The following is a 15,634-nucleotide window of genomic DNA, read 5'->3' as shown; positions in this document are numbered from 1 at the left end:
CGGTGGCGCGACGGATCGCGATGTCCTCGCCGATCGGCGTTGCCGGCGAGGCGGCTCCTCAGGTCGCGGTTCGTGGCCCCGGCTGGGATGGCCGCTTCACGGTCCTGATCCTGTTCCTGCCGCCCGCGCTGCTGCTGTTCACGCTGTTCGTGGTGCTGCCGATCGGCGAGGCCGCCTGGTACTCGGCCTTCAACTGGAACGGCTTCGGCAGGCCGACGAACTGGATCGGCTTCGACAATTACCGCTTCGTGCTGGAGACGCGGGCCTTCTGGCTCGCGCTGCGCAACAACGGGCTGATCATCGCCGTTTCGCTCGCCGTCCAGCTGCCGCTTGCGCTCACGCTGGCCCTCATGCTGGCGGAGCGCTTTCGCGGCGCCGTGGCGCTGCGCATGCTGTTCTTCATGCCCTATATCCTCGCCGAGATCGCGACCGGGCTGATCTTCAGCTTCGTCTATGACGGCGACTACGGCCTCGTCGCTTCGATCTGGCGCGCCTTCGGCGCCGAGCCTCCGCATCTCTTGGCCTCGACCGACACCGCGATGCTGGCGGTGCTGATCGTGGTGGTCTGGAAGTATTTCGGCTTCCACATGATGCTGTTCATCGCCGCGCTGCAAAGCCTCGACAAGAGCCTGGTCGAGGCCGCCCGTATCGACGGCGCGACGCGGACGCAGACGCTGCGCCACGTCGTGATCCCCTTGCTCTATCCCACGATCCGCCTGTCGGTGTTCTTCGCCATCATCGGATCGCTGCAGCTGTTCGATCTCGTCATGCCGCTGACGCGCGGAGGACCGGCCGACTCCTCGAACACGATGGTGAGCTTTCTCTACAACAACGGCATCTCGCGCATGCGGGTCGGCTACGGCAGCGCCATCGGCGTCATCCTGTTCGCGATCTGCGTGACCTTCGCCTTCACCTACAAGCGATGGTTCATGCGCGATGAGTAGTGCCGGGGCCAGAAGCGCGTTCGATCCCGCCGTGCTGTTCAAGGCGCTGTTCCTCGGCCTGATCGCGATCTTCGTCCTGGTGCCGCTGCTCGCGACCCTGCTCGGCGGCTTCAAGTCGCTCGGCGAGCTTCGCGTCAATCCGTTCGGCCTGCCCCGGCATTGGGAGTGGCAGAACTACGCCGACATCCTGTTCTCGGCGCGCTACTGGCAGCTCCTGCGCAATTCGCTTGTTATCTCGACGCTGGCGGTGACGCTGACCCTGATCACGGCTTCGATGGCCGCGTTCACCTTCGCTCATGTCAGGTTCTTCGGCTCATCGATGCTGCTCAGCTATCTGACGCTGGGCCTGCTGTTTCCCGCTGCGACCGCCGTGCTGCCTCTGTTCATCAAGGTGCGGGATCTCGGCCTGCTCGACACTTATTTCGGCGTCGCGCTGCCGCAGGTGGCGTTCAGCCTCGCCATGAGCGTGCTGCTGCTGCGCCGCTTCTTCAAGGACATTCCATACGAGCTGCTCGAGGCCGCGCTGGTCGACGGCTGCAGCTACATCAAGTTCTTCCGCTATGTCACCCTGCCCTTGTCGCGTCCGATCCTGGCGACCGTCGGCACCATCACCTTCGTCAACAGCTGGAACGCCTATCTGCTGCCGCTGGTGATGCTGAACACCGATGCGCTGTATCCCTGGCCGCTCGGCATCATGGTCTACCAGGGCGAATACTCGTCCGAATGGCACCTGATCCTGGCCTTCATCACGCTCACCATCCTGCCCACGATCATTCTGTTCCTGCTGGCGCAGAAGCACATCGTGGCCGGCCTCACCGCAGGCGCGGTCAAGGGATGAGCCATCTGAGGAGATCATAATGAGAAAAGTCGGCGTCGGAATCATAGGCTGCGGGGTGATCAGCACCGCCTACCTCAAGGCGGCCCAGCGCTTTCCGGTCATGGAGTTCAGGGCGCTCGCCGACATGCGCAGCGAGGTTGCCGAGCGCCAGGGCGCGGCATTCGGCTTGCCGGGAATGCGGGTCGACCAATTGTTGAAGCGCGACGATATCGAAATCGTCGTCAATCTCACGGTGCCGCTCGCCCACACCGACGTCAGCCTGGCGGTGCTGAACGCCGGCAAGCACGTTCATTCGGAGAAGCCGCTCGGCATCAATGTCGCGGAAGCGCGCAAGGTCATGGAGCTCGCCGCACAGAAGAACCTGCGCGTCGGCTGCGCGCCCGATACGTTCCTTGGCGGCGGCCATCAGACCGCGCGCAAGCTGATCGACGACGGCGCGATCGGCACGCCCGTCGCGGGCAGTGCCTTCTTCGGCTGTCCCGGCCACGAGCGCTGGCATCCGGCGCCCGGCTTCTACTACCTGCGCGGCGGCGGATCGATGCTCGACATGGGGCCGTATTACATCACCGATCTCGTGCAATTGCTCGGTCCGGTCGCCAGCGTGATGGGCTCGACCGCGCGTCCGAGGAACGAGCGCCTCGTCACCAGCCAGCCGATGAACGGCGCGGTGATTCCGGTCGAGGTCGCGACCCATGTCGCCGGGACGCTGGAATTCGAGAGCGGCGCAGTGGTGTCGATCACGATGAGCTTCGACGTGCCGAAACATCGGCATGCGCCGATCGAGATCTACGGCGACAAAGGCAGCATGCTGGTGCCCGATCCAAATCGCTTCGGCGGCGAGGTGCAGGTGGCAAAGACCGGCGGCGAATGGGAGGTGATGCCGCTGACGCACGGTCACGTCGAGGGCGAGTTCCGCTCGATCGGCGTCGCCGACATGGCTGGCGCGATCCTGAACGACAGGCCGCATCGCGCCAGCGGCGCGCTGGCCTTCCACGTGCTGGAGGTGATGGAGGCGTTCCAGACCTCCGCCGACGAGGGCCGCCGCGTCAAGATCGAGAGCCGCGTCGAGCGGCCGGCGATGCTGCCGGCCGGACGTGAAACCGGACAGATCGATTGAGGGAATGACCATGCGCAAGGCAATGATTGTATGGGGTGGCTGGCCGGGACACGATCCCGATCTCTGCGCTTCGATGATCCGCGGCTGGCTGAAGGCGGAAGGTTTTGAGGTCCGGATCGAAACCACGACCGAGGCATTCGGCGATCCCAAAATCCATGATCTCTCGTTGATCATCCCGATCTACACCATGTCCAAGATCGAAAAGGCGGATGCGCTGAATCTTTGCGCTGCGGTGCGCAGCGGGGTCGGGCTCGCCGGCCATCATGGCGGCATGTGCGATGCCTTCCGCGATTCTGTGGACTACCAGTTCCTGTGTGGCGGGCAATGGGTTGCGCATCCCGGCAACATCATCGATTACAAGGTCGACGTGACCAAGCCCGACGATCCCATCATGAACGGCTTGAAGAGCTTCGAGCATCGTTCCGAGCAGTATTACATGCATGTCGATCCCGCCAACGAGGTGTTGGCAACGACGACTTTCACCGGTGAGCACGCGCCCTGGATCGAGGGCGTGGTGATGCCGGTGGTGTGGAAGAAGCGTTATGGCGCGGGGAGGGTGTTCTACTCCTCGCTGGGCCACCGCGCCTACGAGCTCGACGTGCCGGAGATCCGGACGTTGATGACCCGCGGCATGCTGTGGGCCGCGCGCGAATGACTGAAGGCGCGACCCAGCCGGTGCTTCGAGCCACGCTCGAGGACGTCGCGCGCGCGGCGGGCGTTTCGCTCGCCACCGTCGATCGCGTCGTCAACCGGCGCGAGGGTGTTCGTGCCAAGACCGTCGCGCGTGTCGAGGCCGCGGTGGCAAAGCTCGGCTATCGCGCCGATGTTGCCGCGGCGCGGCTCGCCCGCGGGCAGACCTTCCGCTTTGCTTTTGTGCTGCCGACCGGTAGCAACAGCTTCATGACCAATCTCAGCGAGCAGGTCGCGCGCACCGCGGGCTGGCTCGCCGGCCATCGCGGCTTCATCGACATCCACCATGTCGACGTGTTCGACCCCGATGTCCTTGCCGGTGCACTGGAGAACCTCTCGCCGGCCTATCAGGGTGTCGCCGTCATCGCGCTCGATCATCCCAGGGTTCGCGCCGCGATCGACGAGCTCGTCGCGCGCGGGGTCGCCGTGGTGACCTTGGTGTCGGACGCGCCGAGTTCGTCGCGGGTGCACTATGTCGGGATCGACAATCCGGCCGCGGGCCGCACCGCCGCCACGCTGATGGGGCGCTTCCTTGCCGGGCGCGAGGGCACCGTCGCCGTGATTGCGGGATCGTTGTCGCTGCGCGATCACACCGAACGGCAGTTCGGCTTCCACCAGATCCTGTCGAGTGAGTATGCGAACCTGTCCGCACTCCCCGTCATCGAGGGGCGCGACGACAGCGACCGCACGCGGGACCTCACGGCCGCGCTGCTCGCGCGCCATGCCGATCTCCGCGGCATCTATTGCTGCGGCGCCGGAAACCGCGGCATCGCCGATGCGCTCGAGGCTTCGGGCCGCGCGCGCGAGGTGGTCTGGATCACCCATGAGCTGACCGAGCACACCAGGCGGTTCCTGGTGCGCGGCACGCTCGACGCCGTCATCAACCAGGATGCCGGCCATGAGGCGCGGTCTGCGGCGCGAGTCCTGCTCGCGCATTGTTCGGGCGAGCCGATCAGCCCCGACCAGGAGCGCATCCGCATCGACATCTTCCTGCGGGACAATCTGCCGTAGGGCATGATCCGGAAAAGTGTGAAGCGGTTTTCCGAAAAGATCATGCTCAAACAATAACCTGCGCAAGCGCTTCGTGAGGATTATCCCTCGTACTGGTCCGGCCCCATCGCCCAGGACGACTCGTCGTGGCCGAAGGCGTAATTGCGGTTGTTGAGCGCCGGATTGCGATTGACCATCGGCCGCATGAACATCGGATGGGTCGCTGAGCGCACCTCGTGCTCGACCGTGAACAGCGGCTTGCCGCTGTCGAGGTCGACGATGTCGCAGAACCGGTACTGGTATTGATTGTCCTCGCGGGAGATCAGCTTGCGCGCAAGCAGCTTGCGGTAGGGACCGGAGAAGTCGGTGATGTACATCTGCACATGGTGACCGTCATAGTCGCCCGGCGGCCGGTCGGTCTCGCGGAACAGCAGATGCTGGTTGCGGCCCGTCGTCACGGCGGCAACAGCGGCCTCGCCGTTCCGCAGGCTCGCGGGCATGCCCATGATCTCGGGATAGAAGGCGCAGATGCCGGCGGCCGTTCCCTTGGGCACGTCGAACTCGACATAGGGAATGCCGAGCGCGATCCGGCCGAACCGCGCGGCGTCGGGCTCGTAGCAGCGCACGCGGTTACCCCAGGGGCAAACTGCCTCGACATGGTCGTTGTGCTCCCTGAATGCGAACGCCGTGCCCTCGAGTTTCTTCGCGACCGATGCAAGCCGCGCCAGCAGCGCCTCGCGGCCTTCGATGACGAGGCCAACGTGTCCGCGCAGCACCTGCGGCCGGCCGCTCGGCAGATGAAACTGGCTCCGCCCGGCGTTGATCCACATGTTGGTATCGGACACCATCAGGTAGGGATCGCGGGTGAGCCCGAGCCCGGCGACGTAGAACAGCGTGGCGAGGCGCTGGTCCGGGACCTGGATGTTGACGTGCTCGAAATGGATGGCGTTGCCGAGATCTTCTTTGGATCGGTCGAATTGCTGCGGCATGGGTGTGCACTTCTCGCTGGGGGACGAACGCGTGCATCCTAAAGCATGCTACGCCCGGCCGGAATAGAGATCGGCAAAGCGTTCGCGCAGGACGTTCTTCTGGACCTTTCCCATCGCGTTGCGCGGCAGGCCGTCGACGAACACGACCCGCTTCGGCTGCTTGAATTTCGCCAAGCGTCCCGACAGCGCGGCGAGAATGGCGCGCTCGTCGACCGACGAGCCCGGCGCGCGAACCACCGCCGCGGTGACCCCCTCGCCAAAATCGGCGTGCGGCACGCCGACGACCGCGCTCTCGGAGACGCCCGGAATCGCGTCGATCTCGGTCTCGATCTCCTTGGGATACACGTTGAACCCGCCGGTGATGATGAGGTCCTTGCCGCGCCCGACGATGTGCAGGTAGCCGTCCGCGTCGAGCTTGCCGAGATCTCCCGTGATGAAGAAGCCGTCGGCGCGGAATTCGGCCGCGGTCTTGTCCGGCATGTTCCAGTAGCCCGCGAACACGTTGGGCCCCTTCACCTCGATCATGCCGACGTCGCCGACCGGGAGCATTGCGCCGGTCTCCGGATCGGTGACGCGAACCTCGACGGCGGGAAGCGGCCGGCCGACCGAGCCGGCAATGCGGGGCCCCTCATAGGGATTGGAGGCGATCATCCCGGTCTCGGTCATGCCGTAGCGTTCCAGGATCGCATGCCCGGTCCGCGCCTTCCAGGCCCGATGTGTCTCGGCCAGAAGCGGCGCCGAGCCGGCGACGAACAGCCTCATGTTGGCGGTGCTTCGCTCGTTCAGGTCAGGGCTCTCGAGCAGGCGGACATAGAAGGTCGGCACGCCCATCAGAACCGTGCTGCGCGTCATCGTCGCCAGGATGCGTTCGGCGTCGAACTTCTGCATGAACAGGATGCGCGCGCGGGCGGCGAAGGAGACGTTGCAGGCCACGAAGAGCCCGTGAACGTGATAGATCGGCAGGGCATGGATCAGCACGTCCTTGCTCGAATAGCGCCACTCCTTTACGAGCGTCAGCGCGTTCGAAGACAGGTTGCCGTGCGTCAGCATGGCTCCCTTCGAGCGGCCGGTCGTGCCCGACGTGTAGAGGATGGCGGCGAGATCGTCGTTCGTCCTGGCGAGGGTGTCAAATCGCGCCGGGAAGTCCGCCGCGGCCTGGACGAGCGAACCCTTGCCGCGCTGATCGAGCGTCTCGACCCGGCCGCCTGCCTTGGCGGCGATGACGCGCAAATCGGCCTCTTCCCTGGGATCGCACACGATCAATGTCGGCTGCGCGTCGCGGATGAAGTACTCGGTCTCGGCCGGCGTATAGGCGGTGTTGAGCGGCAGATAGACCGCGCCTGCGCGCAGCGTTGCAAGATAGAGCGCGACGGCCTCGACGGATTTCTCCACCTTGGCCGCGACGCGGTGGTTCGGGCCGATGCCGATGCTGGCGAGGAAGTTCGCGAACCTGCCGCTGAGGGCGGCGAGTTCGGCATAGCTCAACGCCGTGCCGTCGTCCTTCTCGATGCAGATGGATTGGTCGGACTCCGCGCCGGCGAGCAGGCGGTCGTACAGGTTCGAGCTCATGACGAGATCTTCCGTTGCGAGTTGGTGTGAGGACTGGGAACGAGGTCGCGCGACGACAGTTTCGCGCGAAGCGCCTTCTTCACGTTGTCGGAAGCGACGACGGTCCCGGCTTCCGCAAAGGCCTCGTGGTTCGCCTCGATGTGCTCGAGCGCGTAGAGATAGTTCACCATCAGCCCGTAGGACTGCTTCATGCCCTTGGCGGAGGCGTCGCCGAGGAAATTCAGCCGTTCCAGGCGTGCGCCGTTGCCGAGGTGGAAGCGGGCGACCGGGTCCACCGGCTTGCCCGACGGCAGCTTCGCCTTCAGGAAGTAATAGGCGGCAAGCGCGGTGATGGCCTCTTTCGCCTGCGCAATATCGCCGCCGTCCTCGATCGCGGCCATCGCTCGGCGCGTGTCGTCGTCGATCGCAGCCGATGCCTCGCTCTTGAGCTCGCGCCTCGCCCAGCCGGCAAGGCCGGGCACGGGCGACAGGGTGACGAAGGTCTTCAGGTTCGGCAGCTCGCGGGCGAGATCCTGCACCACCTGCTTGATCAGGAAGTTGCCGAACGAGACGCCGGCGAGGCCCTTTTGCGTGTTCGAGATCGAGTAGAACACGGCGGTGGTCGCCTCGTGCGCGGCAATCGCCTGGCGCGACTTGTCCAACAGCGGTCCGATCGCGCCGGGAATCTCGCGTGTGAGCGCGACCTCGACGAAGATCAGCGGCTCGTCCACCAGCTGCGGATGGAAGAACGCGTAACAGCGGCGGTCCGGCGGCTCGAGCCGGTTGCGCAAATCGTCCCAGTCCTGGATGGCGTGGACGGCCTCATACCTGATGATCTTCTCCAGGATGTTGGCCGAGGTGGTCCAGTCGATCGGTCGCAGCACGAGGAACCCCCGGTTGAACCAGGACGAGAACAGATGGACGAAGTCGTCGTCGACGGCCTGCAGCTCGGGATGCTCGCGCAGCAGCGCGAGCAGCACCTCGCGCATCCGCACCAGCGAGGCCGTTCCGCCCGGCGCGAGGTTGAGGCGCCGGATCAGCTCCTGCCGGCGTGGCTCCGCGGCGGCATGGAGCGCCTCGAGCTTGCTGCCGTCGCCACCCTCCTTGCGCTGGTAGGCGGCGATCGCGAGCTCGATGGCGCGGCGGTCGGGCCCGAACCGGTCGGCGAGGGAGGATAGAAATTTGAGCCGCTGCGGCTCGGCCGCGGCTTCGAACGCGGCAAGCAGCGATTGCGCGATCGCAACGCCGGAGGCTTCGCCCCGACGCGACAGCAGCGCCTCGCCCAGAAGCGCGAGGTCGCGATCCTCGCTCGCCTCGCGATCCGGCTTGATGCCGAGAACCGCGCGGCCGCGTTGCGTCAACGTGTCGATCAGCCCTTGCAGGAATTCGGGTGCCGCGATGCGTCCGGATCGGATGTCGCTCAGCATGGTTCATGCCTCCTCGGTTAACGCGTCGGGGCGCCCATCACCAGATTGGGCAGGAAGGTGGAGATCGACGGGACCAGGCAGAGCAGGACCACCGCGAACGCCATCAGCACGACGAAAGGCAGCGTGCCCCAGATCACGTCGCGCAGCGGGATGTCGGGCGCGATATTCCTGATGACGAAGATGTTGAGCCCGACCGGCGGGTGGATCAGGCCCATCTCCATCACGATCGTCATCACCACGCCGAACCAGATCAGGTCGAAGCCGGCGTCCTTGAGCGGCGGCAGGATGATCGGCGCGGTCATCAGGATGATCGAGACCGGCGGCAGGAAGAAGCCGAGCACGACCACCAGCACCAGGATCGCGCCCAGCAGCACCCATGGTGACAGATGCATCGCCACGATCGCCTGCGCCGCGCCCTGGCTGATGTGGAGATAACTCATGACGTAGGAGTAGAGCAGCGACATGCCGATGATCAGCATCAGCATGGTCGATTCCTTCAGCGTCGATTCCAGGATCGGGCCGAGATCCCGCGGCCGCCACACGCCGTAGATCGAGGCGATCAGGACCAGCGCCAGGATGCCGCCGAGGCCGGCGGTTTCCGACGGCGTCGCATAGCCGCCATAGAGCGCGATCATGACGCCGCTGAGCAGCACGACGAAGGGCAGCACGCGCGGCAGCGCGCCGAAGCGCATCGCCATGGTGAAGCGCTCGTTCGACAGGATCGGATGCTGTGCCGGATCGGCGGCATAGGCGCGCTGCGCCGCCTTGTACTCGGCCTTGAACCTCAGCACGGCATAGGTCGCAAACAGCAGCACCAGCAGAAGGCCCGGCCCGATGCCGGCGAGGAAGAGACGTCCGAGCGACTGCTCGGCGGCGACCGCGTACAGGATCATGGTGATCGAGGGCGGCAGCAGGATGCCGAGCGTGCCGCCGGCGGCGATCACGCCCGCGGCGAAGCCGCCGGAATAGCCGCGCTTGCGCATCTCGGGAATGCCGGCGGAGCCGATCGCCGAGCAGGTGGCCGGAGACGATCCGGCCATCGCGGCGAACAGCGCGCAGGCGAACACGTTGGCAATGCCGAGACCGCCGGGGATGCGGCCCATCCAGACATGGAGCGCGCTGTAGAGGTCCTGTCCCGCCTTCGACTTGCCGATCGCGGCGCCTTTCAGGATGAAGAGCGGGATCGCCAGCAGCGTGATCGAAGCCATCTCCTCGTAGACGTTCTGCGTCACCGTATCGAGCGATGCGGCGGGCATGAAGTAGTACATGAAGATGACGGCGACCGCGCCGAGCGCCAGCGCGATCGGCATGCCCGAAGCCATGACGGCGAGGGTCGCACCACCATACATCAATCCGACGGCAAGCGTGCTCATTTGCTCCTCCATGTCTCGAGGCTCGCGGCCAGCTGAAGCGCGATCTGCAGCGTCATCAGCGTCATGCCGAGCGACATCATGCTGTAGGGAATCCACAGCGGCGGGGCCCAGGTCGATCCGGACACCTGTCCGTCGACCCAGGCTTCGTGGAACAGCGTCCAGGATTTCCAGGCGAAGAAGGCGCAGAACGATAGGCTCGCGGCGTCGACCGCGAGCATGCGGATCGCATTGCCGCGCTTCGAGAGGTAGCCGGTGAGCGCCTCGATGCCGATATGGCCGCGCCCGGCCTGTACGAACGCGGTGGACAGGAACGTGGCGCCGACCAGCAGGAACACCGCGGCCTCGTCCTGCCAATAGGTTGCCGCGTTGAAGAAGTAGCGCGCGGCCACGCTGTAGCTCAGGATCGTGCTCGCGAGGATGAGCGCGATCGAGCAGAGCACGACGATCACCCTGTTGAGCAGGGTCATCGCGCGCGCGATCCGTCCGACCGGGGAGCCGGGGCGCGCCGCGGTCACGGCGGTGGAATGACCGAGATCGATGCCGTGCGCGCTCATGAGCCCGCCTCCATGGCGAGCTTGATCAGGCGGGCGCAGTTCTCGTTCTTGCCCGCGTAATCCTTCCAGGCCGTCTCGCGCGAAAGATCCCGCCAGGCCTGAACCGTCTTGTCGTCGAGATCGTGCACCGTCGCGCCGGCGGCCTGGTAGACCTTGGCGACACGAACGTCGTCTTCCACCGCAGCATTGCGGCCGAACGCTTCGACCTCATTCCATACCTCCCGCGCTAGATTGCATTTTTTATTTCTAATCTTGCATACAATTCATATATGAACTGCATGCTGTATGTTTTGTCAAGCGTATGGTATGGAATTGCAGGATCGGGTGTATACAATGAGCCAGGCCTTCAGACTGAAGCAGTCCATCGAAGACGCTGTGATTGCAGGGGAATTTCAACCCGGCGATCGCTTGGACGAAGCCTCGCTGGCGGAGCGATTCGGCGTGTCGCGGACGCCCATCCGCGAGGCGCTGCTGCAACTCGGCGCCGAAGGCTTCATCGATGTCCGCCCGCGACGCGGCGCCATTGTCAGCGTCCCGTCACCGACCCGGCTGTTCGAGATGTTCGAGACCATGGCGGAGATCGAAAGCGCCTGCGGACGGCTGGCCGCGCGGCGGCTGACGCCGGACAATGATGCGGCGATGGAAGCTGCGCACCGGGCCTGCGAGACGGCCGCGCGAAACGGCGACAGCGAGCAGTATTACGCCGACAACCGCAACTTTCACGAAGCGATCTACCGCGCCAGCCGCAACAGCTTCCTGGCCGATCAGGCCTTCGCCTTGCACAAGCGCTTGAGCGCCTATCGCCGCATCCAGCTGCGGGCGCGCAACCGGCTGCTGCAATCGCTGCAGGAGCATGCCGGCATCCTGGAAGCGATCCGCGCCGGCGACGAGCAATTGGCCGCGACGCGCCTCCACGACCACGTCCTGGTGCAGGGCGAACGGTTCTCGGACATGGTCCTCGGCCTTTCACCCGCCGGCCAGTCTCCTGCCGAAGGCAGGAGGGAGACTGCGAAATAGACGTGGGTTGTTCGCCTCTGCTCTCCGAGAGCGAAGCGGACATGCCGCAGCGTTCACCGTTGAAACAGCACGGCCCTCATCCAGATATTTCTCAGTTGCGGAGCGTGGCTTCACAGCCTCTCGTTTGCACGTGAAAGGAGGATGATGGGAGATGCTCCACGCGGCGAGGTGCGGAGTTCGGTCGAACCTGCCCGGCAGCTCGCGACCAGTTCCGTTGGGGAATCTCGGAGCAATGATGAGAAGTCCCGCCGGACTGAGCGTAGAAGCCGGGAGCTTTCGCCCGAACGTCTCATTCCCGATCTGCAGAGGATGCTGCTCGGCCTTGGATGCTGATCTTCCTTGGCCGAGCAGCATCCTCTCTCGCGTTCGTCTCATGTGACTCCGGTGCAACCGTCTCGGGCGATGCGGTGGCGATCAGCCTGCATTTCAACAGCCGGATCGATCGCGCCCGTTCCAAGCTGACGCTGCCGCGAGGCCTGAGCGCTGGCCCATCTTGCCGCGGCAACCATTCCCTGTAATCTGGGTAAAACACTGGGGAAGAAGCCGATGGGAGGAGTTTTGGAGGGCGTGCGCGTGCTCGATTTCGGGCGCTATATCGCCGGGCCCTATTGCGCCACATTGCTGGCCGAGTTCGGGGCCGAGGTCATCCGCATCGAGAAGCGCGACGGCAGCGAGGATCGTTTCGTCGCGCCGGTGGGCGAAGGCGGCGAGGGCGCGCTGTTCCTCCAGGTCAATCGCAACAAGAAGTGCATCACGCTCGATCCGATGAAGGCGCAAGGCCAGGAGGTGATGCGCCGCCTGATCGCGACCGCGGATGTCGTGGTCGCCAACCTGCCGCCGCAGACCTTGCGCGCGATGAAGCTCGACTACGACTCGCTGAAGGCGATCAAGCCGGACATCATCCTGACCACGGCCACCGCGTTCGGCGGGCCGGGCCCGTGGTCCGACCGGGTCGGCTTCGACGGCGTCGGCCAGGTGATGTCGGGCTCGGTGTACATGACGGGCGCGGGCGATCCGCCGTATCGGGCCGCGGTGAACTGGGTCGATTTCGGCACCGCGCTGCACTGCGCCTTCGGCACGCTCGCCGCGCTGATCGAGCGCGGCAAATCCGGGCGCGGCCAGATCGTCGAGGGCGCGCTGCTCGCAACCGCGCTGTCCTTCACCAATGCCACGCTGATCGAGCAGGCCGTCATCAACGTCAACCGCGTGCCGACCGGCAATCTCGGCCAGACCGCGGCTCCTGCCGACATCTACCGCACCAGGGACGGCTGGGTGCTGTGCCAGGTCACCGGTCATCCGCTGTTCAAGCGCTGGGCGCGGCTGATGGGCGAGGAGGAGGTGTGGCTGAACGACCCGCGCTTTGCCGACGACATCAGCCGCGGCAACAACGGCCGCATCATCAGCGAGCGGATGGCGCGCTGGTGCGCCGAGCGCACCACGCAGGAGGCGGTCGATACGCTGGGCCAGGCGATGATCCCGACCGGCCCCGTGCTCTCACCGCAGCAGGCGCTGGATCATCCGCATATCCGCGCCGCCGGCTTCATGCAGCATGTCGACTATCCCGGCCTGCCGAAGCAGGCGCCGGTCGCCCGCGCCGCGGTGCGGCTGTCGGAAACGCCCGGCGAGATCGCAAGCCGCCCGCCGACGCTCGGCGAGCACACCGATGTCGTCCTTACCGAGCTCGGCTATGATGCGGACCAGATCGCAGCGCTTCGGCAAGGCGGCATCATCTAGCATCACAGCAGCAGCTTCAGCGCCTTGGCATCGGCCGGTGCTGCGCTCTTCTGGTCGTTGTCGAAATAGACGTAGACGTCGCAGCCCTGCCGCTTCCACGACGTGATGCGCTTGGCCCATTGCGCCAGCGTGGCCTTCGTATAGTGCCCGTGATAACGCCCGCTTGGCCCGTGTCCGCGCACATAGACGAAATCCGCCGTGCGCTTCCACGGCGCCGGCGCATCGTGATGGTCGGACAGGCACAGCGAGATGTTTTCCTCAGTCAGCATCCGCAGGATGCGCGGCTGATACCAGCTCGGATGACGGAATTCGAAACTGTAACGCCGCTTTCGTGACAGCAGCTTGAAGAACGACGCGAGCCGGTCCGCATTCGCCTCGAACTGCGGCGGCAGCTGGAATAGGATCGGGCCGGCCTTGCCGCCGAGCCGCGTGATGCGGTCCTCGAGCAGCTCGAGGCTGTTGACGGAGCGGTCCGACAGGCGCTTCCAGTGCGTGATGAATTTCGACGCCTTCCAGGCGAACACGAAATCGCGGCCGGTCTGCTCGCGCCATCCCGTCACTGCCTCCGGCGTCGGCGTGCGGTAAAACACCCCGTTCAGCTCCGTGGTGTCGAACTGCCCGGCATAGTAGCGAAGTTGCTGCTTCAGCGTCACGCCCTCGGGGAAGAACGGGCCGCGCCAGGAGGCGTAGTGCCAGCCCGAAGTTCCGATCAGAACGCGCGCCATGTTTCACGTGCCATCCGTTGCTATTTGCCGGAGGGAACGTCCGTACGGCCGATACGTTTCTCGTGCGCATCAACGTAAGGACCGGAACCGATGTACGCGCTGTTCGAAGGCAACAAGCAGATCGGCAATCCCTTTCCGACCGAGAAGGAGGTGTGGGAAGCCGCCTTGATCGAGGGCCTGGTCACCGATGTCCCGGTCGCCGACGAGGAGGGCGGTCACCTCTTGCCCGACGGCTATCACGTCGAGCGCGTCGACGAGACATTCGCGCCGCGCCCGGACTGGAAGCTGCCGCGCGAGATCTCCTGAGCTAGTTCGACGCCAGCGCCGCCTTGGCGACCTCGGCCATCCAGCGCGAGGCCACCGGCAGGATCGCGTCGTTGAAATCGTAGCGAGGGCCGTGCAGCTCCGCGCCGTCGCGCAAGGGCCCGTTGCCGATCCAGACGAAGGCGCCGGGCCGCTGCTGCAGATAATGGGCAAAATCCTCGCCGGCCATGCTGGGGGCGAGATCGCGCCGCACCGGCGCCTGCACCTTCTCCGCGGCGATGCGCGCGAGGTCGGCCTCATCAGGCGTGTTGATCACGACGCCGACACCCCAGACGATCTCGGGCGTGACTTTGACGCCGAAGCTGGTCGCGATCCCGGCGCAGGTGCGCTCGATGCCGTCGAGGATGGTGTCCTTGACCGCCTCGCGGTGGTAGCGCAGCGTGCCGCGGATGGTGACGCGTCCGGCGATCTGGTTCGCCGCGGTGCCGCCTTCGATGGTGCACAGCGACAGCACGGCGGTGTCGAGCGGATCGACGCCGCGCGAGGTAATCGATTGCAGCGCGACGATGAGGTGCCCGGCCGCCACCACGGGATCGCGCGTCAGATGCGGCATGCCGGCGTGCCCGGCGTGGCCCTCGATCGTGATGCTGATGCGCCCGCCGGAGGCCATGACGACGCCGTCGTGCACGGCGATGGTCCCGGCGGCAAGGCCCGGCCAGTTGTGGAAGCCGAAGATCCGCTCCATCGGAAAACGGTCGAACAGCCCGGCCGCGACCATCGCGCGCGAGCCGCCAAAGCCTTCCTCGGCCGGCTGGAAGACGAAATCGACCGTGCCGCTCCAATCGCTGTCGGCGGCGAGCAGCGCCGCGGCGCCCAGCAGCGAGGCGGTATGGCCGTCATGGCCGCACGCATGCATCACGCCCGATGTCTTTGAAGCATAGGGCAGGGCGGTGTCCTCGGTGATCGGCAGCGCATCCATGTCGGCGCGCAGGCCGACCCGCCTTTGTGCGTGGCCGCGCGTCAGGGTCGCGACGATGCCGTGGCCGCCGATGCCGGCCTCGAAGGGAATGCCGAGCTCGGTGAGCTTGTCCCGCACGAAGGCGGCGGTGGCCTCTTCCTGGAGCGACAGTTCGGGATGCGCATGCAGGTGCCGGCGCCACGCGGTCAGTTTCTGGTGGAGTTCGGGGGACAAGGCAGGTGTCTCTTGAGTGATGTCGGTTGCCGTCACCATAATGGATTATCACCGCCATGCACCCCGCGCCTTGGAATGCCTCGCGTGCAGCAATGTGCTTTTCCGTCATTCCGGGGCGCGCCTCTTGGCGCGAACCCGGAAATCCATGGTGCAGCTCGCTCCGAGGCCCAGTGGATTCTCAGGTGCGCAATTGCGCACCATAGCTCGCGACTTCGTCGCGCCCCGGAATGAC

The 15,634-nt window shown here is 65.6% G+C and carries 17 protein-coding genes; 9 read left to right on the top strand and 8 right to left on the bottom strand.

Annotation, left to right across the window (positions count from 1 at the left end; all coding sequences use genetic code 11):
• The first annotated feature begins 2 nt into the window (after window positions 1–2).
• Genes ACNJYA_RS27965 through ACNJYA_RS27945 form a run of 5 tightly spaced genes read left to right on the top strand, consistent with a single transcriptional unit; the run spans window position 3 to window position 4,600 of the window.
• Window positions 3–944: a carbohydrate ABC transporter permease gene (locus ACNJYA_RS27965; protein WP_439401052.1), complete on the top strand. Its 942-nt coding sequence runs from the start codon at window positions 3–5 to the stop codon at window positions 942–944.
• Window positions 937–1,782, top strand: a complete 846-nt coding sequence (locus tag ACNJYA_RS27960; RefSeq protein ID WP_439401051.1) for a carbohydrate ABC transporter permease — start codon at window positions 937–939, stop codon at window positions 1,780–1,782. The genes ACNJYA_RS27965 and ACNJYA_RS27960 overlap by 8 nt, the downstream gene beginning before the upstream one ends.
• Before the next feature lie 19 nt (window positions 1,783–1,801).
• Window positions 1,802–2,899 carry a Gfo/Idh/MocA family protein gene (locus tag ACNJYA_RS27955; RefSeq protein ID WP_439401050.1) on the top strand — a complete coding sequence of 366 codons (1,098 nt, stop codon included), beginning with the start codon at window positions 1,802–1,804 and terminating at the stop codon, window positions 2,897–2,899.
• Between the two features lie 10 nt (window positions 2,900–2,909).
• Window positions 2,910–3,554, top strand: coding sequence for a ThuA domain-containing protein (locus tag ACNJYA_RS27950; protein ID WP_172783844.1), 645 nt, complete (start codon window positions 2,910–2,912; stop codon window positions 3,552–3,554).
• The gene (locus ACNJYA_RS27945) at window positions 3,551–4,600 is read left to right on the top strand and encodes a LacI family DNA-binding transcriptional regulator (protein WP_172783845.1); all 1,050 of its coding nucleotides are present in this window, start codon (window positions 3,551–3,553) and stop codon (window positions 4,598–4,600) included. Before ACNJYA_RS27950 ends, ACNJYA_RS27945 begins: the two co-directional genes overlap by 4 nt.
• 80 nt (window positions 4,601–4,680) lie before the next feature.
• On the opposite strand, the gene ACNJYA_RS27940 is transcribed toward ACNJYA_RS27945, so the two are convergent.
• From ACNJYA_RS27940 to ACNJYA_RS27915, 6 genes are read right to left on the bottom strand one after another with little or no spacing between them, the layout of a single operon-like run.
• Complete coding sequence (locus tag ACNJYA_RS27940; RefSeq protein ID WP_439401049.1) at window positions 4,681–5,568, bottom strand: VOC family protein; 888 nt, start codon at window positions 5,566–5,568, stop codon at window positions 4,681–4,683.
• A gap of 48 nt (window positions 5,569–5,616) precedes the next feature.
• Window positions 5,617–7,137, bottom strand: a complete 1,521-nt coding sequence (locus ACNJYA_RS27935) for a malonate--CoA ligase (protein WP_439363923.1) — start codon at window positions 7,135–7,137, stop codon at window positions 5,617–5,619.
• The gene (locus ACNJYA_RS27930) at window positions 7,134–8,543 is read right to left on the bottom strand and encodes a malonyl-CoA decarboxylase (protein WP_439363922.1); all 1,410 of its coding nucleotides are present in this window, start codon (window positions 8,541–8,543) and stop codon (window positions 7,134–7,136) included. The genes ACNJYA_RS27935 and ACNJYA_RS27930 overlap by 4 nt, the downstream gene beginning before the upstream one ends.
• A gap of 17 nt (window positions 8,544–8,560) precedes the next feature.
• Window positions 8,561–9,916, bottom strand: coding sequence for a TRAP transporter large permease (locus ACNJYA_RS27925; protein ID WP_212254698.1), 1,356 nt, complete (start codon window positions 9,914–9,916; stop codon window positions 8,561–8,563).
• On the bottom strand, window positions 9,913–10,470 hold the full coding sequence (locus ACNJYA_RS27920) for a TRAP transporter small permease (protein WP_439363921.1): 558 nt from the start codon (window positions 10,468–10,470) through the stop codon (window positions 9,913–9,915). The genes ACNJYA_RS27925 and ACNJYA_RS27920 overlap by 4 nt, the downstream gene beginning before the upstream one ends.
• The gene (locus tag ACNJYA_RS27915) at window positions 10,467–10,649 is read right to left on the bottom strand and encodes a hypothetical protein (RefSeq protein ID WP_439401048.1); all 183 of its coding nucleotides are present in this window, start codon (window positions 10,647–10,649) and stop codon (window positions 10,467–10,469) included. The genes ACNJYA_RS27920 and ACNJYA_RS27915 overlap by 4 nt, the downstream gene beginning before the upstream one ends.
• Before the next feature lie 154 nt (window positions 10,650–10,803).
• Between ACNJYA_RS27915 and ACNJYA_RS27910 the strand changes: the two genes are divergently transcribed.
• The 3 genes from ACNJYA_RS27910 to ACNJYA_RS27900 all read left to right on the top strand — a co-directional run bounded on the left by ACNJYA_RS27910 (window position 10,804) and on the right by ACNJYA_RS27900 (window position 13,221).
• On the top strand, window positions 10,804–11,487 hold the full coding sequence (locus tag ACNJYA_RS27910) for a GntR family transcriptional regulator (protein ID WP_439363920.1): 684 nt from the start codon (window positions 10,804–10,806) through the stop codon (window positions 11,485–11,487).
• Window positions 11,488–11,813: 326 nt separating this feature from the next.
• Window positions 11,814–12,005 (top strand): hypothetical protein, encoded by a 192-nt coding sequence (locus ACNJYA_RS27905; protein WP_439363919.1) that lies wholly within the window; start codon window positions 11,814–11,816, stop codon window positions 12,003–12,005.
• A gap of 28 nt (window positions 12,006–12,033) precedes the next feature.
• Window positions 12,034–13,221 carry a CaiB/BaiF CoA transferase family protein gene (locus ACNJYA_RS27900; RefSeq protein WP_439363918.1) on the top strand — a complete coding sequence of 396 codons (1,188 nt, stop codon included), beginning with the start codon at window positions 12,034–12,036 and terminating at the stop codon, window positions 13,219–13,221.
• A gap of 2 nt (window positions 13,222–13,223) precedes the next feature.
• Here ACNJYA_RS27900 and ACNJYA_RS27895 read toward each other — a convergent pair whose 3' ends face one another.
• Window positions 13,224–13,946, bottom strand: coding sequence for a DUF72 domain-containing protein (locus tag ACNJYA_RS27895; RefSeq protein WP_212254703.1), 723 nt, complete (start codon window positions 13,944–13,946; stop codon window positions 13,224–13,226).
• A gap of 90 nt (window positions 13,947–14,036) precedes the next feature.
• Here ACNJYA_RS27895 and ACNJYA_RS27890 point away from each other — a divergent pair, with 90 nt between their 5' ends.
• Window positions 14,037–14,252, top strand: coding sequence for a hypothetical protein (locus tag ACNJYA_RS27890; RefSeq protein ID WP_212254704.1), 216 nt, complete (start codon window positions 14,037–14,039; stop codon window positions 14,250–14,252).
• Between the two features lies 1 nt (window position 14,253).
• On the opposite strand, the gene ACNJYA_RS27885 is transcribed toward ACNJYA_RS27890, so the two are convergent.
• Window positions 14,254–15,402, bottom strand: a complete 1,149-nt coding sequence (locus ACNJYA_RS27885; RefSeq protein WP_439363917.1) for an amidohydrolase — start codon at window positions 15,400–15,402, stop codon at window positions 14,254–14,256.
• Window positions 15,403–15,634 lie beyond the last annotated feature (232 nt).

The organism is Bradyrhizobium sp. BLXBL-01 (assembly GCF_051853025.1).
Lineage (GTDB): Bacteria > Pseudomonadota > Alphaproteobacteria > Rhizobiales > Xanthobacteraceae > Bradyrhizobium.
This window is presented reverse-complemented; position numbering and strand designations above follow the sequence as displayed.